Here is a 15,378-nt window from a genome sequence, read left to right as displayed (position 1 = left end):
TTGGCGAGGCTGACCTGGGACTCCATGCTGCCTGCGTTGGCTCCTCGCGATACAATCCCTCCGTGGCCATGCAGATCACATCCCGGCGCTGGACAATCTTTTTCTTCGTCTTTCTCGGGGTGCTTTCCGCCGGGCTGGCCATCGCGCTCAACACCATCTGGATTGTGCACTGGCGCGAAGTCGGCATGGTGCTGCTGGGCATCTTCTTCTTCGGCTTCATCATTGTCGGCCTCACGCTGAACACCATCTTCCTGGTGCGCGAGGTGCGCCGCAATGAGCAGCATGACAGCTTTATCAACGCCGTTACCCATGAGCTGAAGACGCCCATCGCTTCACTCAAGCTCTACCTGGAAACGCTGCAATCGCGCGAGGTTGACCCCGAGCAGCGCAAGCAGTTCTACCGCATCATGCTGGAGGACACCGACCGCCTGCTCTACACGGTGGAGATGGTGCTGAAGGCGGCGCAGGCCGGCTCCAAGGCGCGGAAGAACTTCCGCCCGGTGCGGCTGGGCACGCTGGCCAAGGAGTGCGTGGAGCTGGCGCGCGTTCGCCACCACATGCCGGAAGCCTACACCTACGTTGAACATGTCTCCGAAGGCGCGATTGTGCTGGGTGACCCGGAAGACCTGCGCACGGCGCTCAACAACCTGCTGGAGAACGCCGCGCGCTACACGCCGCAGGACCCGCACATTGAGGTGGAGCTGCTGGAGAACGGCGACGACTACGATCTGCGCGTGAAGGACAACGGCGTCGGCATTCCGGCCGGAGAGTTGAAGCGCATCTTCCACCGTTTTTACCGCGTGCAGCAGCGCATCAAATCGCACGTCAAGGGTACCGGCCTCGGACTGTTCATTGTGCGCTCGGTGGCCCATCGCCACGGCGGCGCGGCTTTTGCCGAGAGTGAAGGACTTGGCAAGGGCTCGAGGTTCACACTTCGCTTGCCGCGTTTGAAGAGCGCCGGTCTGGCGCGCAAGGAGCAGTCATGAGCCGCCTTCTGGTGGTAGAGGACGAAGCGCACATCGCGCAGGGAGTGAAGTTCAACCTGGAGGCCGAGGGCCACACCGTCACCGCCGTTGAAAGTGGCGAGGCCGCGCTGAAGCAGTTGTTCGACGCGGACGCGCACTTTGACGCCGTGGTGCTCGACGTCATGCTGCCCGGCATCTCAGGCTTTGACGTGGCGGCGCGCCTGCGGGCCGCGCGCAACTTCGTTCCCGTGCTGATGCTGACCGCGCGCAGCCGTCCCGAGGATGTGCTCAAGGGCTTTGAATCCGGCGCCGACGACTACCTGCCCAAGCCGTTCGATCTGTCCATCTTGTTGGCGCGCGTGCGCAGCCTGCTGCGTCGCGGACGCTGGATGCAACCGGCACCGAGTGAGCCTCCTGCGGAAGACCACTACCGCTTCGCCGGGCGTGAACTGGACTTTACGAACCTGCTGCTGACCGCGCCAAATGGCGAGCAGGTGCGCCTGACGCTGATGGAGGCCGACCTGCTCCGCTTCTTCATCAAGCACGCCGGGCGCGCCGTCAGCCGCAAGCAGATTCTCGATGAGGTGTGGGGCCTGCACGAGGACACCGACACGCGCGCCATCGACAACTTTGTGGTGCGCTTGCGCCGATACATCGAAGACGAGCCCGCGCACCCGCACTTCCTCGTCACCGTGCGCGGCGTCGGCTACCGCTTTGAGCCGGAGAAGTGACGGCCGCAGAAAGACTCACGCCGCCAGATTTATCGGGGTTCTTCGTTGGGTCAGTGTGCGCTGCGCCTGTTTCCGCGCAGTTTCCGAATCCGGCCCCCAAGCCCCATCCAAAGGGAAGTGAGCGCCAGCAGCACGAAGTATCCGGCTGCACCGAACCTTCGTACATGCTCAACGACCATTTGTCCTGCGGGGGTTGCCTGAAAGCGATTCAACGCCTCCATGCCAAAGATCATGAGTGCAGCCAGCCCCACCCCTCCGAAGACGCACAGCAGCGCAAGCAACAGCCACCGTCGATAATTGTGCTCGATGACGTCGGTAATTGTGGGATGTGAAAGATCCTCCAGCGTAATGAGGCTCGCCAGATAGCCGGGTTCCTTTACTGCGCTGCGGAGCGCGTCCTCGTACTCGCGCTGCGCGGCCCGTCCGCCATTCTTCTTGGAAGATCGCAGACTGCGCCGAATGAGCGTGGCGACCGTCTCCCAGATTCTCTCCGCCTCTTCGCTATCATTCTGTGACTCGAACGACTCGATCTGTTCTTCGGTAGCTGAGCCATCCAATAACCCGTATTCAAACGTGGAGATTTCGATTCCGTCTACCGCAGCCTGCTCACGTATTTTGCCGACAACGTAGGATGTGGCCTCTCGCGGATCATCAAAGGAGTTCATCGGTCGCTCTTTCGGGAGCTTTGCATAATTGAGAAAGATGCAGAGCTACTGTGCCTGTGCCTATCTTCGTACAAGCGCCACTTGTGGCGTCCAATGCAGAAGGCCGCTTACTCCCACGCGTCGCCCCAGTCGCTCTTCTTCACCTTGCGCCAGGCTTCCTTCTGTGAGCGTGTGACGGTCTTGCGCGCGAGGCCATCGTTGGTGCATAGCTCAAGCTGCGCGTACCCGGCATAGCGCATCGGATGGCGCACAATCCGCGCCTGCGCCCGCGAACATTCCGCGCGGCTTGCCATTACGTAGCTGAACTTTTCATCCTCGTAGCCAAGCTCGCCGAGCTTGAGCCGCCGATGCTCGCCTGTGCGCTCCAGGCGCACAGAGAAGTGGCACCAATCGTCACCTTTCGTTGCCACCGTCTGCTGCGTGCTCGGCTTTCCATTCGCGGCCAGCATCGGGCAGTGCGCTTCCTGCGGACACGGCGCCAGCAGATGCGCGCCGCTCTCCAGCAAAACGCTTCGCGCACGCACCACGTTGGCAAAGCCGACCTTCGTCCCCGGCTCAATCACCAGCAGCCATCCGGAGCAGCACTGCCAGGCGCGGCGCAGCACGCTCTCGGCGCGCGTGCCCAACTCACCCAGGGAGTACGAGAGCACCACAAGGTCGAACTTCTCGGCTGGCAGCGCGGCGTCGAGCGAAGTAGTGTGCCATGCGGCGTTGCGCAGAGCTTCGCTCTCCGCGTGCTGCATGAGCGTGCGGCCCAGTGCAGCAAGCTGTGCGTCGCGTTCCACGCAGACGACGCGCTCCAAGGTCTCGAACTGTGTGGCGGCAGCCCACGACGCGGTTGCCGGTCCCGCGCCAAGGTCGAGCAGCGTGTGCGGGTCAAACTCCGGTGCGAGCGAATGCGCCTGCTCGAGCGCTGCGCCGACAGCGGCGAAGGTGGCGGGCATGCGCACGGCCAGGTAGGCGGCGCGGTCCGCGCCGGTGCGCATGGCGGCCTGCGCAAAATCGGCCTCGCGGTAGCGCGTGCTCAACATGGCGGCCGCATGCGCCAGGGCGCGGGCATCCTGCGTGCCCAGGTGTTCATCAATCGCGTTGCGCAGCTCGGAAGGCAGTCGCATGGTCGTTGCGGAGTAGAAATCCCTTCGTGAAATCTGGAGTGATCGGTGAAGATAGTGTCACAGCAACCTGTGATGCGTATCACATGACGATGTTTATCGCGCTGGTACAAACAAAGTGTACTGGAGCGTTTCTCGTGAACAGTCCTTTCGTGCAACCTGGCACATCTGGAGTCCCCCGTACACCGTTTCAGGCCCCGGCCTCGTTGGCTTCAGCCTTGGAACCCATCGCGCAATCGATTGCGGCCCAGCCCGGCGACTGCGTCATGACCGCCGGAACCCCCGCCGACGGCCTTTACCTGGTCACCAGCGGCACCGTGCGCGCGCATTTGCCCGCCGAAGATGGCCGCGAACTGGTCTGCCGCATTCTCGGTCCCGGCTCGCTGCTCGGATTGCCAGCCGCCATATGTGCCAAGAGCTATCAGTTTACGGCCGAAGCCGTCGATCGCGTCAGCCTTCGCTTTGTGGAAACTGCGGCGTTCAATGAGATGCTGCGCCAGCATCCCGAACTGTGCATGCAGGTGCTGGGCATGATGGGCGATGAGCTGAACCAGCTCCGCCAGACGCAGGAACACATGATGAGCTGCACCAAGACAGACTGCGCGCTGCACGGCGCCTGCACCTGCCAGATCGCCTGAGACCGCAGCGTCCTCGGCGGTCAATATTGAGTCAGTGCGGTGTCCCTGCCCCGCCAAGGTGAAGCCCTGCGGTATCCCCTCAGGGCAGCGTCTCTGATATCTGTGAGGTAATCTCTGCGGTGGTCGTAGTGCCTCGCTGATTACGGCGTGGAGTCATGCGCCGCTCTGCCAAAGTGGTTCATGGAACACTTCTTGCACGATTCATGCGGAATTCATCCGCTTGGGGGCTGGCGCGGAGAAGAAAAATCGGTAAAATTGGATCGATAGATGGCGGTCACGGGCCGAGGTGACTTGTCTCACAGGCTCGCGACTGTTGGGCGCTTACGCTACACATGGCGGAGACCGCAGGAAAGTGGATGCTTCATCCGGACTCTGCCGGAAGGACTCATACTTTTTATGGCTCGTGTGATTGAAGTAACCGATCTCATCCTGCGCGACGCTCACCAGAGTCTGCTGGCCACCCGTATGGCCATGGAAGACATGGTGCCCGTCTGCGAAGACCTCGATAACGCGGGGTACTGGTCCCTGGAGTGCTGGGGCGGCGCCACGTTCGACTCCTGCATCCGCTTCCTCAATGAAGATCCATGGGAACGGCTTCGTCAGTTCCGCAAGCTGCTGCCCAAGACGCGCCTGCAAATGCTGCTGCGCGGCCAGAACCTGCTCGGCTACCGCCATTATGAAGACACGGTCGTCAGCCGCTTTGTGGAGAAGGCCGCTGCAAACGGCATGGACGTCTTCCGCGTCTTTGACGCGCTGAACGACCTGCGCAACCTCCAGACCTCCATCAAGGCCGTGAAGAAGACCGGCAAGCATGCGCAGGGCACCATCAGCTACACGGTCAGCCCGGTACACACCACGCAGGCCTTCGTTGATATGGCGCAGAAGCTGGTCGAGCTTGGCGCCGACTCCATCTGTATCAAGGACATGGCTGGCCTGCTGAAGCCGCAATCCGCGTATGACCTGGTAAAGGGCATCAAGCAGAAGTGCGGCGAAAAGACGCTGGTGCACGTGCACACGCACGCCACCACGGGCGTCACGCTGGTCTCGCTGATGAAAGCCGTGGAAGCCGGTTGCGACATCGTGGACACCGCCGTCAGTTCGCTCTCGCTCGGCCCCGGACACAACCCGACTGAAAGCTTTGTCGAGATGCTGGAAGGCACCGGCTACACCACGCGGCTCGACCTCGAACGCATCCTGAAGGTGAAGCACCACTTCACCAAGATTCGCCCGCGCTACAAGGAATTTCTCTCCGACATCACCGGCGTGGAGACCGAGATATTCAAGAGCCAGATTCCCGGCGGCATGCTCAGCAACATGGAGAGCCAGTTGAAGCAGCAGGGCGCAGGCGACAAGATTCGCGAGGTGCTCGCCGAGGTGCCGAACGTCCGCAAGGATTCCGGCTTCCCGCCGCTGGTGACGCCGTCGAGTCAGATTGTGGGCACACAGGCCGTCTTCAACGTGCTGATGGGCAAGTACAAGGTGCTGACGGGCGAGTTCGCCGACCTGATGCTGGGCTACTACGGCAGCACGCTCGGCCCGAAGGACCCCGAGGTTCTGAAGCTGGCCGAGGCGCACGCCAAGAAGTCCGTCATCACCTGCCGTCCGGCAGACCTGTTGAAGCCCGAGTGGGACCAGCTCCGCGAAGAGGCGTTGGCGCTCGAGGGCTGCAACGGTACGGACGAGGATGTGCTGACCTACGCCATGTTCCCGAAGGTTGCGCCAAAGTTCTTCTCCACCCGCAAGGATGGCCCGAAGAACCTGGGCAAGGACCCGTCGAAGGCCGTGGCCGCACCACCGGCGCCCGCCAAGGATGCAGCGAAGGGCGCTGCGCCGGGCGAGCCGGTCAAGTACGCCGTCACCATCAACGGACAGACGCACACCGTCACGGTCGCGCCCACCGCGTAACGCGGCAGCAACGCACCTCATGTCATGGCCGGCGCGGTTGATCCCCGGCCCGGAGAGCCGAAGAATGGCAAATACTGGAACCACCAAGCACCAACCCAAAACCATGGAGCAGCGCCTTGGCGAACTGCGCGCCCGCAAAGAGAAAATTGTGGAGGGCGGCGGGGCCCAGCGTGTTGAGAAGCAGCACAAGGCCGGCAAGCTGACCGCCCGCGAGCGCATCGAGCACATCGTCGACAAGGACAGCTTCCAGGAGATTGGCGCGTTCGCCAAGCACAACTGCACGCTGTTCGGCATGGAGGGCAAGGAACTGCCCGCCGATGGCGTCGTTACCGGATGCGCCACCATTGATGGCCGCCTCGTGCACATGGCCAGCCAGGACTTCACTGTGGCGGGCGGCGCGGCCGGTGAACTGCACTCGAATAAAGTGGCAGACATGCTTCAGCTTTCGCTGAAGACCGGCACCCCATTCGTCTTTATCAATGATTCGGGCGGCGCACGCGTGCAGGAAGGCATTGGCTCGCTGGCCGGTTACGCCCGCGTCTTCTTCAACAACGTCATGCTCTCCGGCACCGTGCCGCAGATTTCGCTGATCTGCGGGCCGTGTGCGGGCGGCGCGGCCTACAGCCCGGCGTTGACCGACTTCATCATCCAGACCAAGCAGGCGCAGATGTTCATCACCGGCCCGCAGGTCATCAAGCAGGTGACCGGCGAGGTGGTCAGCTCGGAAGAGCTGGGCGGCCCCGTGGCGCAGATGAACAACAGCGGCGTGGTGCACTTCGTGGCCGAAAACGACGATGACGCGCTCTACATCTGCCGCCGTCTGCTCAGCTTCCTGCCCTCGAACAACCTTGAGGACCCGCCGCGCATTGACTTCAACCTGCCGCTCGATCCGAACCCCGAGCTGAACAACATCATCCCGTCCACGGACAAGCAGGCTTACGACGTGCGCGAGATCATCACCCGCGTGGTGGACCAGGGCGACCTGCTGGAAGTGCAGCCCGGCTTTGCGCCCAACGTCGTCATCGGCTTTGCGCGCATGCAGGGACACACCATCGGCATCGTCGCCAACCAGCCGTGTGTGCTCGCCGGTTCGCTCGACATCAATGCCAGCGACAAGGCCGCGCGCTTTGTCCGCTTCTGCAACGCCTTTAACATCCCGATCGTCACCTTCGTCGACGTGCCGGGCTTCCTGCCGGGCGTGCAGCAAGAGTACGGCGGCATCATCCGCCATGGCGCGAAGTTGCTCTTCGCGTATTCGGCCTGCACCGTGCCGCTCATCACCGTGATTCTGCGCAAGGCGTTCGGCGGAGCCTACATTGCAATGGCCTGCCGTGACCTCGGCGCCGACCGCGTGTTTGCGTGGCCGACCGCGCAGGTGGCCGTGATGGGCGCCGAGGGCGCCGCCGAGATCGTCTTCCGCAAGGAGATTGATGGAGCCGAGGACAAGGCCGCCAAGCGCCAGGAACTGATCGACGACTACCGCGAGACGTTCGCCAATCCTTACGTCGCCGCCGGCCGCCGCCTGGTTGACGAGGTGATTGAACCGGCCGACACGCGCCGCGCCATCGCCAAGGCACTTGAATCGCTGGCGGGCAAGCGCGCACTGCGTCCGGCAAAGAAGCACGGGCTGATCCCACTCTAGGGCGAAGGAGATATTTGATGGCTACTGAGAAGAACACTCCCACGCCAACGGTGGAAGCCAACGCGCTGACCGAACAGCTTGCCCAGTTACAGAAGCAGTTGAAGCAACTGGAGAGCACGTTTGCCGCGCGGCTGGAGGCCTTGGAAGCCCGGCTGGGTGCGCCCAAGGCGGCGCAACCGGCACCGGCTGAGGCCGAGTCGATCACACCTGAGTTGCTGGCTGTGATTGCCGCGGCTGTCACCAGCTTCCTTGGCAAAAAGGTGCGCATCCGCTCCGCCCGACAGATCGCAGGCCCCGGCATGAGTCCGTGGGCACAGCAGGGACGCGTCTACGTGCAGGCGTCCCACCACCTCGGCCGCTAGCCCGGGGGAAAGAGAGAGACCAACTTGAAACTGCAAATTGGTATCGACGGAAAGACCTACGAGGTGGAGGTCGAGATTACCGAGGACGACTCGGCACCGCGCCACCCGGCCTACATTCCCCCGGCCGCCGCAGCCGCCGCCATGCCCTCCAGCGTTACGCTGCCGTCGGCTCCCAAGCCGACCGAGCCGGTAAACAACGGCGTGGTGGATGAGTCCAAGGTCTGCCGCAGCCCCATCGCCGGAATGGTGGTGAAGGTGGTGGCACAGGCCGGGCAGAGCATCCAGCCCAACGATCTTCTGATTGTGCTGGAAGCCATGAAGATGGAGACCAACGTGACCGCGCCGATGGCGGGTAAGGTCAAGGCCATCAAGGTCGCCAACGGTGACGGCGTGCAACTGAACCAGGTTCTTGTGGAGTTTGAATAATGAGCACTGATCACGCAATCGAGAACGCAGCGCAGTCGGTTCCGGGCTTCCTGTTCATTGACCACTTTGCCATTGCCGTAAAGCAGGGCGAGCTGGACGCGCAGGTTGCGGCCTACGCACTGCTCGGTTTCCGCGAGATTCACCGCGAGGAAGTGCTTGGCAAGGACCAGGTACGCGAGGCGCTGCTGCAGATTGGCAACGGCCCCAACCTCATCCAGCTTCTTGAGCCGCTCTCGCCGGAGTCTCCGGTGCAGAAGCTGATTGAGAAGAATGGCGGGCGCGGAGGCTTTGCGCACGTCGGCTTCCGGGTGAAGAGTGCCAAGGCCGCTTATGACCAGATGAAGGCTGACGGCTTCAACCTGATCGACGCCGCGCCGCGTCCGGGTTCGCGCGGAACTACCGTGTTCTTCGTGCATCCCAAATCGCGCGCGGAGAACCCGTTCGGCATGCTGCTCGAGGTCGTTGAGGATCCTTCGGCGCAGTACTAGACAGTTTCGCGGCGGACCATGTCGGTAGGGCTTCCGCGGGCACAGGTTTTCATACGCAGTAATCATTTATACTGGGCGCGGCTTTGGCTGCGCCCTTTTCCATTGGGACATCGCCCCACCGGGGGCTTTGCTCGCGCCACGCAATGCCGTTACACTGAGGATATCCGCCGGACAGCTCCCCCTAGGCGCAATTGTGTGCCGCTGCCTGCGGATGGAGGCGATCGGGTTGCGCGCATCAAAGCTGCTTTCGTTCTCTCTGTTCGGTCTGATTCTTGCCCTGCTATGCCTCTCGGCCTGCAAGCCCAAGCCGGTTGAACCGGAGCGCCGCTACCCCATCGAAGGCACCGTCATCTCCATCGACAAGGCCCACCAGCAGGTCACGCTCAAGCACAAGGACATTCCCGGCTTCATGAAGGCCATGACCATGCCCTTCAAGGTGCGCGACCAATGGGCGCTCGACATTCTTGAGCCGGGCGACACCGTCAACGCCACGCTCGTTGTCACCGACGAGGGCGAACTGGAGAACATCTCCATCAACAAAGACCAGCGCCACGCCGACCTGTCCTCGACCTCTGAGGTGCACTTTCCCAACGCTGGCGACCGCGTGCCGGACTTCAAGTTTATTGACCAGGAAGGCCGCAAAAGTTCCATTGCGCACTTCCGCGGACGCCCCGTGGTGCTCACCTTCATCTACACGCGCTGCCCGCTGCCGGATTTCTGCATCCGCATGAGTTCCAACTACGTGCAACTGGCCAAGCAGATGAAGGAGCAGAACCCGCAGGCCTATGCAAAACTGCAACTGCTCTCTCTCAGCATTGACCCGGACTTTGACAAGCCCGCGGTGCTGAAGCAGTACGCCGCAAACTACATGGGCACGCTTGACCCGAAGCTGGAGCACTGGACGCTGGGCGTGGGCACGCCTGACGAGACGCGCAAGGCCGCTGCCTTCTTCGGACTCAGCTACACCAAGAGCGACCTGCAGATCGTTCACGACCTGCGCACCGCCGTGATCGACGCCGACGGACGGCTCGTGGTGCTCTACCGGGGCAATGATTGGAAACCTGCCGACGTCGCTGCCGAACTGGCCAAGCTGCAGAAATAATTTCCTCAGGGGCGGCGCAGAGGTGCCATTTACGCCGCCCGCCGTCACCCTGTAGCCTCTGAAAATCCGGGACACAAACAACGCCAACCTCTGAGCGAGGAATTTCTATTTTTGCGGACGACACGATGAGCGAACACGATTTGGAAGAACTGCAGGAATCCGCCGAGCATGGACACGAACACAAGCAGATGGCCCCGGTCAGCCTGACCATGGCGCTGCTGGCCGTGCTGGTGGCCATCAGCGGACTGCTTGGCCACCGCTCGCACACGGAAGAGACCGTGATGCAAAACCGCGCCACCGACCAGTGGGGCTTTTACCAGGCCAAGCACCAGCGCCGTACCATGGACGAGCACGCCATTGACGATCGGAAACTGACGCTGGCCGCCAAGCCCTCGCCGGAGGCGAAAGAGACCGCCACGGCCCAGAGCGAGAAGTACAAGGAAGAGATCGACCGCTACAAGGACGAGGAGAAGGAGATTCAGGAGAAGGCCCGCGAGTTGGAGGCCGAGGTGGACCTGGTTGCCCGCCGCGCCGACCGCTATGACCTTGGCGAGGCGCTGCTGGAGATCGCGTTGGTCATCACATCCATCACCTTGCTGACCGAGCGCCGCGCCTTCTGGTTCTCCGGCATCGGAGTTGGGCTGCTCGGCCTGCTGGCCGCCGCCTCCGCGCTGCTGGTGCACTGAGAGCGCCGCTCATTATTTTCTAGAGCCAACCGTATTCTTTGCCGGACTCCCGCTCCCAGCGGAGTCCGGCGAAGGCGTTTCGTACAGAATTCTCACTTCCTCCGCAATTTTTCTTAGCCGCTCTGCTCGAGATGGCGACCCGTGCCTGTGCAAAATCTCCGGGGGCGTTGTGTTTCGCAACGATCGATGAAGATTGCAACAGTCGCACTTTCTCCCTCGCAAACTAATGAATTGACGAATGTTGATATTCATCCTGCGCAAACGCTCAAGAATTTGGCGTTGCAAACTTCAACAAAACTACGCGTTGCATTTTTCAGCTTTGGGTTGCAAGCGCGAAGGTCGGCCGCGAATAAAAGCTTTCGCATCAAGGTGTTGCACGGTGAGGCCAAGACGTGGCCCACGTTTGGTGCGCCGCGTGCTTTAACAACGGTCGTACGGACGAGGTGAAGGGAAGCAGAAAGCCCGAGCCAAAAGTCCGAATTCAAAGACACCCGCAGAGCGGGAGAGGTGAGAGCGATGACAGTCATTCTGATGCTTGCGACGTTCGTGATCTTCCTGGTGGCAGAGCGTGTGATGAACAACAAGAAGACGGTCGAAATCCCCGTCTACGCCCGTCCCGAGGCGCGTGAGCCTCGTCTGGCTCCGGCGATGGTGGCCGGCTACATGGTTCCGGAGAATCTCCGCTATCACCAGGGCCACACCTGGGCGCTGAGCGAGAGCCCGAACTTGGTGCGGGTGGGCATCGATGATTTCGCGGCCAAGCTGCTGGGCGATGTGGAAGCGGTTCAGACCCCCACGCGCGGCCAGTGGGTCCGGCAGGGACAGAAGATCTTCGCCTTCCGGCACAACGGCGAGTTGATCGAGTTGGTCTCCCCGATCGAAGGCTCCATCGCCGACGTGAACGAGAGCCTGGCGAAGGCCCCCGAACTGGCGGTGAAAGACAACTACGGCGATGGCTGGCTGGTGACCGTGACTTCTCCCGACGCCAAGACCAACTACCGGAACCTGATGGGCGGCACGCTGGCCCGGGCCTTCACGGAAGATGCGGCGCTGCGGCTTCGCACCAAGGTCCCCAGCCTGGCAACGGCAACCATGAACGACGGCGGCCTGGCGAGCGCCGAACTGAGCAAAGAGATTCCGGCTGAGAAGTACATGGAGACGGTCAAGGAGTTCTTCCTCTAGACCGGATCGCAGGCAAGTGCGGGCCACCCCGCAGGAAAAGCTTCAGCGACGACCTCACCTGTCATCGCACCCCGGACGCCGAAAGGCTCCGGGGTTTTTCCTTTGCGGTGTCATTCCCAATGCCCACGCGCAGGTTCGCAGGTTTGCTTGGCGTGTGCACAACGAATGCACCTGCTGCGTTCATCCCATCTCCTCAAGTTGTCATTCCGACCGCGGCGCCCAAAGGGCGTGGAGTGGAGGAACCTTGTGTTTGTTCTTATGGCGGCGGCAGAAAGACACAAGGTGTTTCGACTCCGCGTCCAACCGCAGGACGCTTCGCTCAACATGACAATTGCTTACTGTGCCGTGCGCTGGAGGGTGAGCTTGACGGCTGCGCCGGGGGAGACGCGCTGGCCGGCAGCGGGCGTCTGCGTGGTCACGACCCAATCGGTGCCAGCCAATGAGCCGTTCGCGCTTCCGGCGCTGACGCTTTCAATCGTCAGCCCGGCCTTTTCAATCAGTGCACGTGCGTCGTTCATACGCATGCCGGCCAGGTCGGGCATCAGCAGCGTGCGCTGTTCGGGCGGCTGCGCCAGCAGCAGGCTCACCTTCGGCGAGGCCACTCCGGCGGCGTTTGGCGCGGGGCTCTGGCCCAGCACGCTGCCGTTGGCGGACTGCTCGTCCGTGATGGTTGCCACCGACCCAAGCTCCAGCCCATGCTGCCGCGCGTTCAACTCGGCGGCGCGCTGGCTCTGGCCCATCAGGTCGGGAATGGTGTGCACCTGCGGGCCAAGGCTCATGGCCAGTTGCACGCGGAAGCCCTTGCGCACGGCGGTTCCCGGCGCAGGCTCCTGTGAGAGCACCATGCCCGCCGGCACCGTCGCGGAATAGAACTTGTCTTCCTCAACCACCTTCACGCCCTTGGAGTCGGCCAGCTTCTGCGCCTCGGCGTAGTTCATGTTGAGGAACGAGGGCACGTTCACCTCGCGGCCGTGGATGGCCAGCCGCATGGTCACCAGGAAGGAGACCATGGCGATCAGCACAAGGATCAGAACGTTCATGATGCCGCGCAGTGTACCCATCAGTGGTCCTCCGGGTCTCCGTGCGGCGGCTGCGCCTTGGCGGCGGGAGCGCTCTTGCCGTTGGCAGGCTTGGGCGGCGCGGGTTTCGCGGCCGGCGGCTGCTTGCCATTGGCGGCTTTATTGTCTGCGGGCTTCGGCGGAGCATTCGGCGCAGGCGCGGCGGCCTGTGATGTGGCGTCTGCCGGTGGAGCAGGTGGCGGAACGCTGCCGGGGAACTGCTCATCGTCGCGCCCGACGATGGCGACCTTCATGAAGTCGATCCACACGGGCAGCGCGGCCATGGCACCGGTCTCCTTGGCACCGAGTGTCTTCTTCTCGTCCAGACCAATCCAGACGCCGCAGGTGATCGAGGGCGAGAAGCCCACGAACCACGCGTCGGTAAAGTCGTTGGTCGTGCCCGTCTTGCCGCCGAACGGATGGTTCAGCTTGCTGGCGGCATAGCCGGTGCCGTGCAGCACCACGCCCTGCAGCATGTCGACCATGGTGCGCGCGGTCTCCACGGAGACGACCTCGCTGGCATTCGGGTAGTTCTCCTCCAGCACGTGTCCGCTGTAGTCGGTGACCTTGCGGATGAAGTGCGGAGCAATGCGCACGCCGTCGTTGGGGAACGTGGAGTAGGCGGCCACCTGGTCAATCAGCGAAACTTCCGCCGAGCCAAGCGCCACGGGCAGGTAGGGCGGTATCTCCTGCTGGATGCCGAAGCGGTGCACGTAGTCGATGACGGTGCGGATGCCGACGCGCTGCGCCAGCCGGATGGCCGGAATGTTGCGCGAGTCGGCCAGCGCGTGCCGCAGCGTGATATTGCCCTGGTACTTGCCGTCATAGTTGTGCGGCGTGTAGGTGCCGCCGCCGCTCGGGAAGCTGACCGGCGCGTCAAGGACCATATCGTCCGGCTTGGCTCCCTGGTCAATGGCGGCTGTGTAGACGTAAGGCTTGAACGAGGAGCCTGTCTGGCGCAAGGCCTGCGTGGCGCGGTTGAATTTTGATTCCTCAAAGTCGCGTCCGCCGACCATGGCGCGAACTTCGCCGGAGGAGTTCTCCACCGCCAGCAGCGCGCCCTGTGTGCCGCTGTCCTGCTCCAGCAGAACGGCGGCGCGGTCCGTCGCGGTGTCCACGCCGGTTACGTGCACGTACACAATGTCGCCAACGGCCAGCACGGCGTTGGGCGTCAGTCCGGTCCAAGCCATGGAGGCCTTGGTGATGCTGGCTGTGTAGCGGCCCAGCTTTACGGTGGCGCCGTTGTTGTTCACCTCGGTGACCATGGCGTGAACGTAGGTGCCGGGCTGGATCGGGTTGTCCCAGTCGGGATGGCTGTAGTCACCCAGCGCAATGCCGGCGGCCACCACGTTATGCAGGCGTCCGCGCCAGCCGTGGCGGCGCTCATAGGCTGCCAGCCCATCGAGCACGCCGCGCGTTGCAGTGTCCTGCCAGTCCAGGTCGAGCGTGGAGTAAACCTTCAGCCCGCCCTCGTGAACTTCGTCGGTGCCGTATTTCTTCTCCAGGTAGCGGCGGACTTCCTCGACAAAGTATGGCGCGCGCCAGTTCGGGTCGCTCTGGATGTGCAGCACGACCGGCGCGGTCTTAGCCTCCATCGCCTGCTCCACGGTGATCTTGCCGTCTTCCAGCATGGCGTTGATCACCAGGTTACGGCGGCGTTGCGCGCGCTCCGGGTTGCCGATGGGCGAATAGGCGCTCGGACCTTTGGGCAGACCGGCCAGCAGCGCGGCTTCTTCCAGCGTCAGGTCCTTGGCGTGCTTGCCAAAGTAGTACTCCGAGCCCGCTTCAAAACCGTAGACGCCGTGGCCGAGAAAAATCTGGTTGGCGTAGAGCGTGAAGATCTGCGGCTTGGTGTAGCGGCGCTCAATCTGTATGGCCAGCATCACTTCCTGCAGCTTGCGCCCGAACTTGCGGTCGGGGTTCAGGAAGAGGTTGCGCGAGAGCTGCATGGTGAGCGTGCTGGCGCCCTGCGCGCGCGAGCCGCTGAGAACGTCTTTGTAAGCCGCGCCCAGGATGCGCCAGAAGTCGACCCCGGCGTGCTTCTCAAAGTCCTTGTCCTCAATGGAGATCACGGCGTCGCGCAGCACCTTGGGGTAGTCGTCATAGGTGGCCACCACGCGGCGCTGCAGGGCGAATGAGCCGATGACCCGGCCGTGTATGTCGTAGACCTCTGTGATGGAGCTGGGGTGGTAGTGCGCCAGGTTGTCCACCTGCGGCAGGTCCGTGTAGTTGATGAACAGGAACCCGGCCACCGCGCCGAGCACGGCAGCCAAGGCCGCGGCCACGCCAAAAAGCACACGTCCCACGTAACGTGGGGACGCGGGAGGGTTCTCGGCAGGCTGGAGCAACGTACTCATCGCGAAATACTGAGGAAAGGCCAGAATAGCACCCGGCGAGGCCCTCGTCGCAATCTCCG

General features: G+C 62.7%; 15 protein-coding genes. 11 read left to right on the top strand and 4 right to left on the bottom strand.

The window, feature by feature from the left end; genetic code table 11:
- Positions 1 to 68: 68 nt before the first annotated feature.
- Together AC6IZO_RS12060 and AC6IZO_RS12055 are read left to right on the top strand one after the other, a co-directional pair.
- The gene (locus tag AC6IZO_RS12060; RefSeq protein ID WP_497805047.1) at positions 69 to 986 is read left to right on the top strand and encodes a sensor histidine kinase; all 918 of its coding nucleotides are present in this window, start codon (positions 69 to 71) and stop codon (positions 984 to 986) included.
- Positions 983 to 1,696, top strand: a complete 714-nt coding sequence (locus tag AC6IZO_RS12055) for a response regulator transcription factor (protein WP_497805046.1) — start codon at positions 983 to 985, stop codon at positions 1,694 to 1,696. The genes AC6IZO_RS12060 and AC6IZO_RS12055 overlap by 4 nt, the downstream gene beginning before the upstream one ends.
- Positions 1,697 to 1,746: 50 nt before the next feature.
- On the opposite strand, the gene AC6IZO_RS12050 is transcribed toward AC6IZO_RS12055, so the two are convergent.
- Together AC6IZO_RS12050 and AC6IZO_RS12045 are read right to left on the bottom strand one after the other, a co-directional pair.
- Entirely contained in the window at positions 1,747 to 2,361 is a 615-nt protein-coding gene (locus AC6IZO_RS12050) for a hypothetical protein (RefSeq protein WP_497805045.1), read from the bottom strand.
- A 107-nt stretch (positions 2,362 to 2,468) separates the two neighbouring features.
- Positions 2,469 to 3,476: a small ribosomal subunit Rsm22 family protein gene (locus tag AC6IZO_RS12045; RefSeq protein ID WP_497805044.1), complete on the bottom strand. Its 1,008-nt coding sequence runs from the start codon at positions 3,474 to 3,476 to the stop codon at positions 2,469 to 2,471.
- 215 nt (positions 3,477 to 3,691) lie between these two features.
- Between AC6IZO_RS12045 and AC6IZO_RS12040 the strand changes: the two genes are divergently transcribed.
- From AC6IZO_RS12040 to AC6IZO_RS12000, 9 genes are all read left to right on the top strand, one after another.
- On the top strand, positions 3,692 to 4,111 hold the full coding sequence (locus tag AC6IZO_RS12040) for a Crp/Fnr family transcriptional regulator (RefSeq protein WP_497805043.1): 420 nt from the start codon (positions 3,692 to 3,694) through the stop codon (positions 4,109 to 4,111).
- Positions 4,112 to 4,507: 396 nt separating this feature from the next.
- The gene (locus tag AC6IZO_RS12035) at positions 4,508 to 6,016 is read left to right on the top strand and encodes a methylmalonyl-CoA carboxytransferase subunit 5S (protein WP_497805042.1); all 1,509 of its coding nucleotides are present in this window, start codon (positions 4,508 to 4,510) and stop codon (positions 6,014 to 6,016) included.
- A gap of 64 nt (positions 6,017 to 6,080) precedes the next feature.
- The gene (locus AC6IZO_RS12030) at positions 6,081 to 7,658 is read left to right on the top strand and encodes an acyl-CoA carboxylase subunit beta (protein WP_497805041.1); all 1,578 of its coding nucleotides are present in this window, start codon (positions 6,081 to 6,083) and stop codon (positions 7,656 to 7,658) included.
- A gap of 17 nt (positions 7,659 to 7,675) precedes the next feature.
- On the top strand, positions 7,676 to 8,020 hold the full coding sequence (locus tag AC6IZO_RS12025) for a hypothetical protein (protein WP_497805040.1): 345 nt from the start codon (positions 7,676 to 7,678) through the stop codon (positions 8,018 to 8,020).
- Positions 8,021 to 8,044: 24 nt separating this feature from the next.
- Positions 8,045 to 8,446: a biotin/lipoyl-containing protein gene (locus AC6IZO_RS12020; protein WP_497805039.1), complete on the top strand. Its 402-nt coding sequence runs from the start codon at positions 8,045 to 8,047 to the stop codon at positions 8,444 to 8,446.
- A complete protein-coding gene (locus AC6IZO_RS12015) occupies positions 8,446 to 8,934 on the top strand; it encodes a VOC family protein (protein WP_497805038.1) in 489 nt (162 codons plus the stop codon). The genes AC6IZO_RS12020 and AC6IZO_RS12015 overlap by 1 nt, the downstream gene beginning before the upstream one ends.
- Positions 8,935 to 9,160: 226 nt before the next feature.
- Positions 9,161 to 10,036, top strand: a complete 876-nt coding sequence (locus tag AC6IZO_RS12010) for an SCO family protein (RefSeq protein ID WP_497805037.1) — start codon at positions 9,161 to 9,163, stop codon at positions 10,034 to 10,036.
- Positions 10,037 to 10,161: 125 nt separating this feature from the next.
- On the top strand, positions 10,162 to 10,722 hold the full coding sequence (locus tag AC6IZO_RS12005) for a DUF4337 domain-containing protein (protein ID WP_497805036.1): 561 nt from the start codon (positions 10,162 to 10,164) through the stop codon (positions 10,720 to 10,722).
- A gap of 516 nt (positions 10,723 to 11,238) precedes the next feature.
- A complete protein-coding gene (locus AC6IZO_RS12000) occupies positions 11,239 to 11,904 on the top strand; it encodes a glycine cleavage system protein H (RefSeq protein ID WP_497805035.1) in 666 nt (221 codons plus the stop codon).
- Positions 11,905 to 12,239: 335 nt separating this feature from the next.
- Here the strand turns inward: AC6IZO_RS12000 and AC6IZO_RS11995 are convergent, their stop codons facing one another.
- Positions 12,240 to 12,965 (bottom strand): PASTA domain-containing protein, encoded by a 726-nt coding sequence (locus tag AC6IZO_RS11995; RefSeq protein ID WP_497805034.1) that lies wholly within the window; start codon positions 12,963 to 12,965, stop codon positions 12,240 to 12,242.
- The gene (locus AC6IZO_RS11990; protein ID WP_497805033.1) at positions 12,965 to 15,319 is read right to left on the bottom strand and encodes a penicillin-binding protein 1A; all 2,355 of its coding nucleotides are present in this window, start codon (positions 15,317 to 15,319) and stop codon (positions 12,965 to 12,967) included. Before AC6IZO_RS11990 ends, AC6IZO_RS11995 begins: the two co-directional genes overlap by 1 nt.
- Positions 15,320 to 15,378 lie beyond the last annotated feature (59 nt).

Source organism: Oryzophilus luti, from assembly GCF_059726245.1.
Note: the sequence above shows the minus strand (reverse complement) of the source record. Positions and strands in the feature narration are given on the sequence as shown.

What these genes read in the sequence shown, in the direction of transcription:
- AC6IZO_RS12000 (WP_497805035.1), top strand. Translation starts at nt 11,239, where the DNA reads ATGACAGTCATTCTGATGCTTGCGACGTTCGTGATCTTCCTGGTGGCA.
- AC6IZO_RS12055 (WP_497805046.1), top strand. Translation starts at nt 983, where the DNA reads ATGAGCCGCCTTCTGGTGGTAGAGGACGAAGCGCACATCGCGCAGGGA.
- AC6IZO_RS12050 (WP_497805045.1), bottom strand. Translation starts at nt 2,361, where the DNA reads ATGAACTCCTTTGATGATCCGCGAGAGGCCACATCCTACGTTGTCGGC.
- AC6IZO_RS12060 (WP_497805047.1), top strand. Translation starts at nt 69, where the DNA reads ATGCAGATCACATCCCGGCGCTGGACAATCTTTTTCTTCGTCTTTCTC.
- AC6IZO_RS12025 (WP_497805040.1), top strand. Translation starts at nt 7,676, where the DNA reads ATGGCTACTGAGAAGAACACTCCCACGCCAACGGTGGAAGCCAACGCG.
- AC6IZO_RS11990 (WP_497805033.1), bottom strand. Translation starts at nt 15,319, where the DNA reads ATGAGTACGTTGCTCCAGCCTGCCGAGAACCCTCCCGCGTCCCCACGT.
- AC6IZO_RS12030 (WP_497805041.1), top strand. Translation starts at nt 6,081, where the DNA reads ATGGCAAATACTGGAACCACCAAGCACCAACCCAAAACCATGGAGCAG.
- AC6IZO_RS12005 (WP_497805036.1), top strand. Translation starts at nt 10,162, where the DNA reads ATGAGCGAACACGATTTGGAAGAACTGCAGGAATCCGCCGAGCATGGA.
- AC6IZO_RS12015 (WP_497805038.1), top strand. Translation starts at nt 8,446, where the DNA reads ATGAGCACTGATCACGCAATCGAGAACGCAGCGCAGTCGGTTCCGGGC.
- AC6IZO_RS12035 (WP_497805042.1), top strand. Translation starts at nt 4,508, where the DNA reads ATGGCTCGTGTGATTGAAGTAACCGATCTCATCCTGCGCGACGCTCAC.
- AC6IZO_RS12045 (WP_497805044.1), bottom strand. Translation starts at nt 3,476, where the DNA reads ATGCGACTGCCTTCCGAGCTGCGCAACGCGATTGATGAACACCTGGGC.
- AC6IZO_RS11995 (WP_497805034.1), bottom strand. Translation starts at nt 12,965, where the DNA reads ATGGGTACACTGCGCGGCATCATGAACGTTCTGATCCTTGTGCTGATC.